Annotated in this window: 8 protein-coding genes and 1 riboswitch; all 8 genes read left to right on the plus strand. The window is 65.6% G+C overall.

The genetic code is table 11. The features are described 5' to 3' along the window. A partial coding sequence (locus PF446_RS05235) for a TetR/AcrR family transcriptional regulator (RefSeq protein ID WP_298070193.1) occupies positions 1-516 on the plus strand: 516 nt, incomplete at its 5' end. A gap of 110 nt (positions 517-626) precedes the next feature. Then, positions 627-771: riboswitch (FMN riboswitch) on the plus strand. A gap of 132 nt (positions 772-903) precedes the next feature. Beyond that, positions 904-1,545 carry a riboflavin synthase gene (locus tag PF446_RS05240; protein ID WP_298070194.1) on the plus strand — a complete coding sequence of 214 codons (642 nt, stop codon included), beginning with the start codon at positions 904-906 and terminating at the stop codon, positions 1,543-1,545. Between the two features lie 114 nt (positions 1,546-1,659). Continuing rightward, positions 1,660-2,748 (plus strand): 3,4-dihydroxy-2-butanone-4-phosphate synthase, encoded by a 1,089-nt coding sequence (ribB, locus tag PF446_RS05245; RefSeq protein ID WP_298070195.1) that lies wholly within the window; start codon positions 1,660-1,662, stop codon positions 2,746-2,748. Between the two features lie 91 nt (positions 2,749-2,839). Further along, positions 2,840-3,805, plus strand: coding sequence for a muramoyltetrapeptide carboxypeptidase (gene ldcA / locus PF446_RS05250; RefSeq protein ID WP_298070196.1), 966 nt, complete (start codon positions 2,840-2,842; stop codon positions 3,803-3,805). A gap of 38 nt (positions 3,806-3,843) precedes the next feature. Next, positions 3,844-4,311 carry a 6,7-dimethyl-8-ribityllumazine synthase gene (ribE, locus tag PF446_RS05255; protein WP_343224657.1) on the plus strand — a complete coding sequence of 156 codons (468 nt, stop codon included), beginning with the start codon at positions 3,844-3,846 and terminating at the stop codon, positions 4,309-4,311. Positions 4,312-4,316: 5 nt separating this feature from the next. Continuing rightward, on the plus strand, positions 4,317-4,760 hold the full coding sequence (gene nusB, locus PF446_RS05260; protein ID WP_298070198.1) for a transcription antitermination factor NusB: 444 nt from the start codon (positions 4,317-4,319) through the stop codon (positions 4,758-4,760). A gap of 65 nt (positions 4,761-4,825) precedes the next feature. Next, a complete protein-coding gene (thiL, locus tag PF446_RS05265; protein ID WP_298070199.1) occupies positions 4,826-5,806 on the plus strand; it encodes a thiamine-phosphate kinase in 981 nt (326 codons plus the stop codon). Further along, positions 5,803-6,192 (plus strand): phosphatidylglycerophosphatase A (locus PF446_RS05270; RefSeq protein ID WP_298070200.1); only part of this gene is annotated, 390 nt, incomplete at its 3' end. The genes thiL and PF446_RS05270, both read left to right, overlap by 4 nt.

The raw sequence follows: 6,192 nt of genomic DNA on the forward strand, positions 1-6,192 counted from the left end.
GCCCGCGAGGCCGGTGTGTCACCGGCCACGGTCTACCGGCGGTTCATGGACAAGCAGGCGCTGCTGCGTGCGGCGTGCCTGCATCTGCTGGAACTCAGCAACCAGGGCAATCAGCTCAACCTGCAGCGCAAGCTCGGGCAGGGCACCCTGGACAGCGCCGCGCGCGAGATGGTCGGCTTGATGTTCATGCAGCACCGCATGCAGCCCAAGCTGATGCAGGCGATGGAGACGTTTCTGGGGGCCGACGATGACGAGGCCTTCGTGCAGGAGGCACTGGCCATCCGCGACAACAGCCTGGACCAGGTGATCCAGGCCATGCTGGCGCACCGCGAGGAAATCACCCATTCCGATCCGGAACAGGCGGTGCGCATCGCCACCCTGCAAGCCGCCACGTCCATCGGTATCCTGTGCTTCAAACCCCGTTCGCCCTGGCGCACCGTTCAGTCACTCTCGGATGAAGCGCTCGCCGATGAACTGGCCCGCGCCTACGTCGCCTACCTGAAGACCGGGGATTGAAGCCTTGCGCCGAGTGCGTGGTCTGTACCGGACAAGCCGATACGGCGGACAACCGACCGCGGGTGGTATGATTCGTCTTCGCTGCCGGTGTCCGGCAGTGCAACACCAAGCAACGTCTTCAGGGCGGGGTGAAAGTCCCCACCGGCGGTAGGCCCGACAGGGCGAGCCCGCGAGCGCTCACGAGGTTTCGTGAGGTCAGCAGATCCGGTCCAACTCCGGAGCCGACGGTCACAGTCCGGATGAAAGAAGACGGCCACGCCATCGCTTCGCGCGATGGGGCAGCCTCGTGCCTTGGGGCGTTTTTCGTTCATTTGCATGACGGGAAACGTTTCATGAAACACCATCACGAAAGCGCCATGCGAGCCTTCCTGCAGGGAGGCTGCTGACATGTTCACCGGCATCATCCAGTGCGTCGGGCGCGTGCGCGCGCTCGAGCCGCGCGGTGGCGACATGCGTGTGTTCGTTGCCACCGGTAACCTTGATCTATCCGACGTTCAATTGGGCGATTCCATCGCCGTGTCCGGCTGCTGCCTGACCGTGGTGGCGCTGGAAGCGGGCGAGTTCGCCGCCGACGTGTCCAACGAGTCGCTGTCGCTGACCACCCTGGGCACGCTCAAGAATGGCGCTCCGGTCAATCTGGAAAAGGCCCTGCGCCTGGCCGACCGCCTGGGCGGACACCTGGTGTCCGGTCATGTCGACGGTGTCGGCACGGTGGTTTCGGTACGGCCCGATGGACGCTCGCAGCGCTGGATGTTCAAGGTGCCCAACGAGCTTGCGCGTTACATCGCCTACAAGGGCTCGATCACCATCGACGGCACCAGCCTGACCGTGAACGAGGTCGAAGGCGCGTGCTTCGGAGTCAACCTGATTCCGCACACGGTCGAGCAGACCAGCTTTGCGCAGCGCCGCGCCGGCGATGCCGTGAACATCGAGGTGGATCTCGTGGCGCGCTACGTCGAGCGTCTTCTCGGCACGGGCGAAGGCGGCGGCATCGACGCGGATTTCCTGAAAAAGCACGGCTTTGCCTGAAAGCGATCCTGCCCCTGCCGCAGGGGCGGGAGACAGGGCAATGACCCCTGGACGCAAGCCCACACACCCTTCCCTGCCCGCAAGGACAGAGACAAGCCAAAAAGCGATTGAGTTATGGCATTCAACACGATTCCCGAACTGCTGGAAGACATCCGCGCCGGCCGCATGGTCGTGATCCTTGACGACGAGGACCGCGAGAACGAGGGCGACCTGATCATGGCCGCCGAGAAGGTGCGGCCCGAGGACATCAACTTCATGGTGCGCGAGGCGCGCGGACTGGTCTGTCTGGCGCTGACCGAACAACGCTGCCTGCGGCTGGGTCTCAAGCCGATGGTCAGCGACAACACCTCGCCATACCACACCAACTTCACCGTATCGATCGAGGCGGCCGAGGGCGTGACCACCGGTATTTCCGCCTACGACCGTGCCCGCACCGTACAGGCGGCGGTCAAAAAGGAGGCGCTGGCTTCGGACCTGACCCAGCCCGGGCATATCTTTCCGCTGACCGCCCAGCCGGGTGGCGTGCTGCGCCGCGCGGGACACACCGAGGCGGCCTCCGACCTGGCTGGACTGGCCGGACTGGAGCCCGCCGGCGTGCTGGTCGAGGTGCTGCACGAGGACGGCTCCATGGCGCGACGCCCGGAACTGGAGTCCTTCGCCCAAAAGCACGGGCTGAAGATCGGCACCATCGCCGACCTGATCCGCTACCGGATGGAGACCGAGCAGACAGTGGAACGGGTACATGAAGCCGAGGTCGAAACCGAAGCCGGTGCCTTCCGGCTGGTGGTCTGGCGCGACCTGCTCAGTCACGGCCTGCATTTCGCCCTGGTGCGCGGCACGGTCGATGACGATGCGCCGGTACTGACCCGCGTACATGTGCGCAACACGCTGTCGGACGTGCTGCATCTGAAACGGGACGATCTCGGCCTGACCGTCACCGCCGCGCTGCGCCGCATCGCCGATGAGGGGCGTGGCGTGCTGCTGGTGCTGTCCGGCGAGGACACCGCAGATGCATTGATGGCACGGCTCAAGGGCAATGTTCCCGAGCGCGGCGAGGACGATGCACAAAATGAATGGCGCCAGTTGGGCCTGGGCGCGCAGATTCTGGCCGACCTTGGTGTACGCCGCCTGCGCGTGCTGGGCACGCCACGCAAGCTGGTCGGTATCGGGGGGTTTGGCCTGGAGGTGGTCGAACATGCCTGAACGCGGCAACGCACGGGAAGCCGCTCGCGCGTCCTGCGACGCTAGCTGCTAGCCTTTTGCCCAGCGCAACCATGAAAGTAGAGAGCCTTCCATGACCCAGCCGCTGACCATCCAGTTGATTTCGCCGTCCGGGTTTGCCGATCCGCAGGCGATCCAGCGCGGCGTGCAGCGCCTGGAGCGTGCCGGTCATCGGGTGCTCGGTGCCGACTCCGGTCTGCGCCGGTATATGCGTTTTGCCGGCAACGATGCCGAACGACTGGACGAGATCAATCGACTGGCCGATCCGGGTGTGCCACTGCCGGACATCGTGATGGCGATCCGTGGCGGCTACGGCATCCACCGCCTGCTGCCGCACCTCGAGTACGCGGCCATCGGCAAGCGCCTGCAGGGCAGTGGCTGCGTGCTGGTCGGGCACAGCGATTTCACTGCGCTGAGCCTGGCGCTCCGGGCGCGGGCAGGCATCATCAGTTTTGCCGGGCCGATGCTGGCCTATGATTTCGGCGGTACCTCGACCAGCAGTTTTACCATCGACCACTTCTGGAACACGATACGCACGCCTTCGCGCCGGGTGCGCTGGGCTGCAAAGGCAGAGCAGGATTTGGACACCCACGGCATGCTGTGGGGCGGCAATCTGGCGGTACTGTGCAGCCTGCTGGGTTCGCCATATCTGCCCGATACGGACAACGGCATCCTGTTCCTGGAGGACGTGTTCGAGCCGGTCTACCGTATCGAACGAATGTTCTACCAGCTCAAGCTCAGCGGGGTGCTGGACCGCCAGCGGGCCATCGTGCTGGGTGACTTTTCCGGTTATCGCGGGGACGAATACGACCCTGCATACGATTTGCGCGCCGTGATCTCGCATCTGCGCGGCATGACCGATACGCCCGTGGTTGGCGGCCTGCCGTTCGGTCATTGTCGCGACAAGATCACACTGCCTGTCGGCACTCGCGCAAGGTTGCGCGTGGCGGCGGGCGGGCAGGCCGATCTGGCCTTTGCCGGGCACCCGCATCTGGCCGCTGTCGACGCCGATGCGCGACAAATGCCGCAAACATCCTAAAATGGGCGGTCCTGCGCGGATCGCAGAACGGAGCACGGATACACATGAAGATTATCGAAGGCGATTTCGCCACGCCCAGTGGCCGGTTCGGCATCGTCGCTGGCCGATTCAACGGTTTCGTGGTCGAGCCCCTGGTCAGCGGCGCGCGTGACGCGCTGGTGCGCCACGGCGTGGCCGAGGATGCCATGGATCTGGTCCGCGTGCCCGGTGCGTGGGAAATTCCGTATGCCGCGCAGCGCATGGCGCAGTCCGGCAAGTACGTGGCGGTGATCGCGCTGGGCGCGGTGATCCGCGGCGCGACCCCGCACTTCGACTATGTCGCCGGAGAGGCCGCCAAGGGCCTGGCCGGGGTGGCCATGCAGTCGGGAGTGCCGGTGGCCTTTGGCGTACTGACCACGGACACCATTGAGCAGGCCATCGAGCGCGCCGGCACCAAGGCCGGCAACAAGGGCGCAGACGCCGCCCTGGCCGCGCTGGAGATGGTCAACCTGTACGCGAAGCTGTGACCCCGGTGCGCATCGAAGGCATCGATCCGGCGGCCCGTTCGCGTTCGCGACGTCGCGCGCTGCAGGCCATTTATGCCTGGCAGATGAGCGGTGCCGCTATCGACACCGTGATCTTGCAGTTTCGCCATGAGCAGGACATGGAAGTGGCGGATCTGACCTATTTCGAGGACCTGCTGCACGGTGTGGCCGATCATCTGGAGGAACTTGACGCAGGCCTTGTGCCGTATCTGGACCGTCCGGTGGCGCAGGTCGACCCGATCGAGCGGGCGGCCATGCGCCTTGCGGCCTACGAGCTGAAGTTTCGCCCCGACGTGCCCTACCGCGTGATCCTCAATGAGGCCATCGAGGTGACCAAGCGCTTCGGTGCCGACCACGGGCACACCTACGTCAACGGCGTGCTGGACAAGTTGGCCGACGACTGGCGCGCGCTGGAAAAGAAGGGCGCCTGAGATGATAGGCCGCTGGGTCCGCCCGACCCTGGAAGGCTTCGTGTCACGCGCAGGCATTCATCTCCATGGAATTTGACCTGATCGAGCTCATCCGCAAGCGCGGCACGGCGGCGCGCGACGACGTGCTGCTCGGCATCGGCGATGACGCCGCTTTGCTGCGTCCACCACCGGAGCATGTGCTGGCGGTGGCGGTCGATACCCTGGTCGAGGGCGTGCATTTTCCTGTTGGCACGGCCGCTTTCGATATCGGTTGGAAAGCACTGGCGGTGAACCTTTCGGACCTGGCGGCGATGGGCGCCACACCGGCCTGGGCGTTGCTCTCGCTGACACTTCCGCACGCCGATCGCCGTTTTGTCGAGGGCCTGATCGACGGGTTTGCGACGTTGGCCGGACAGCACCGACTGGCGCTGGTGGGGGGTGACACCACGCGGGGCCCCTTGAATGTCAGCGTCACCGCGCATGGTTTCGTGCTGCCAGGGCAGGCGCTGCAGCGAGTTGGCGCAAAGGCCGGCGACGCCATCTTCGTGACCGGCACCCTGGGCGATGCGGCCGCGGGCCTGTGTTGCCTGGACCGCGAGCGTGCCGATGCCGACCAGCTCATGGGTGCATCCGGCGGAAGCCGCGGCAAACTGATCGACGCGTTGAACCGTCCGCAACCGCGCGTGGCCGCCGGCAATTTTTTGCGTGGCGTGGCCAGCGCATGCATCGATGTGTCCGACGGCCTGCTTGCCGACCTCGGCCACCTGTGTACGGCCAGCGGTGTGGGCGCCGAGATCGATGCAGATGCATTGCCCTTGTCCTCGGCGCTGCTGACCCTGTTCGACGCCGAGGCGCGTGACTTCGCGCTGGCCGGGGGCGACGATTACGAACTGTGTTTCACGGTTCCTGCCGACCGCGCCGGTGAAGTGTCCTCCAACCTCTCGCGGATGGGCTGCGGCGCGGCGCGTATCGGTCGCATCGTGTCCGGTGAGGGGCTTCGCGTGCACGACACCGAGGGCCGGCCCGTACGATGCCCGAAGACCAGTTGGGAGCATTTCCGCACATGAGCGCACGCACCGCACTGACCGCCACGCAACGCCGCGCCCTGCTGACCCATCCGGCGGGATGGCTGGCACTGGGTTTCGGCGCCGGCCTGATGCCCTTCGCGCAGGGCACGTTTGGCTCGTTGCTGGCCATGCTTCCCTGGTGGTACATGCGCGGCATCGGTATGCCGGCATGGGGTCTGGTGTTGATCGTGGGTTTCGCGATTGGCGTGTGGGCCTGCGGCGAGAGTGGCCGCCGGATCGGCGTGACCGATCACCGCGCACTGGTCTGGGACGAATTCATCGGCCAGTGGATCGCGCTGCTACCCGCCGTCATGGCACCGTGGTGGGCGATTCTTGCCGGCTTCGCGCTGTTCCGCTTTTTCGACGTGCTCAAGCCCTGGCCGATC

This window comes from Oleiagrimonas sp. (assembly GCF_027858935.1).
Taxonomy (GTDB): domain Bacteria; phylum Pseudomonadota; class Gammaproteobacteria; order Xanthomonadales; family Rhodanobacteraceae; genus Oleiagrimonas.

Bases quoted from the DNA above. Each gene is read 5' to 3' on its own strand.
- PF446_RS05240 (WP_298070194.1), top strand. From the start codon at position 904: ATGTTCACCGGCATCATCCAGTGCGTCGGGCGCGTGCGCGCGCTCGAG.
- ribB (WP_298070195.1), top strand. From the start codon at position 1,660: ATGGCATTCAACACGATTCCCGAACTGCTGGAAGACATCCGCGCCGGC.
- ldcA (WP_298070196.1), top strand. From the start codon at position 2,840: ATGACCCAGCCGCTGACCATCCAGTTGATTTCGCCGTCCGGGTTTGCC.
- thiL (WP_298070199.1), top strand. From the start codon at position 4,826: ATGGAATTTGACCTGATCGAGCTCATCCGCAAGCGCGGCACGGCGGCG.